Origin of the sequence: Psychrobacter aquaticus CMS 56 (assembly GCF_000471625.1) — a bacterium.
In the GTDB taxonomy this organism is placed as follows: domain Bacteria; phylum Pseudomonadota; class Gammaproteobacteria; order Pseudomonadales; family Moraxellaceae; genus Psychrobacter; species Psychrobacter aquaticus.
Map to the genome: position 1 here is coordinate 1 of NZ_AUSW01000023.1, position 569 is coordinate 569.

Consider the following 569-nt stretch of genomic DNA (forward strand, 5'->3'; position numbering starts at 1 on the left):
ATAGTCAGTCCACAATAAAATTAGTACAAATCATATCATGGAACAGTTTAGGTAGATTATTCTCCATCCATCCTTGGCGTAGAAACTTCGCCTGCGCCCATTTCTTTTCGATAGGGTTCAAATCAGGGCTGTACGGTGGTAGAAATAATAAACGGTGACCGTGTCTATTGAGTAACCTTTGAACGCGTTTATGAAAGCTGGCATTATCCATGACGATCACGCATGACGTTTTTAAGCTTGGAATTAGTGTGTATTTGCACCAATCGTAGAATATGTCGCCGTTAATATTTGTTTCAAAGTAATCAAGCGCAAACAGCATCTTTTTATAGAGAGCACCAATGATGTTGGTGCGTTTTTTACCCTGCCAGTTGTAACTATCGATAGAAGGCTTACCTATCGGTGCATAGCCATAGGGTCTGATGGTTTCAGCCTCAAAGCCACTTTCATCCATGTAAATAATGGGATAGCCTTGCTGTGTAAAGCTATCAAGCTTATTCTGATATATTGCTCTTTTTATCGGACAGGCTTTTGGATGCTCTAATGTCTTTTTTTTGACTGATGCCAAGGCG

The 569-nt window shown here is 40.2% G+C and carries 1 protein-coding gene; it reads right to left on the reverse strand.

The window, feature by feature from the left end; translation table 11 throughout:
- Nucleotides 1–4 precede the first annotated feature (4 nt).
- Nucleotides 5–569: IS630 family transposase (locus M917_RS06430; protein WP_152513962.1), on the reverse strand; the 565-nt coding region annotated here is incomplete at its 5' end.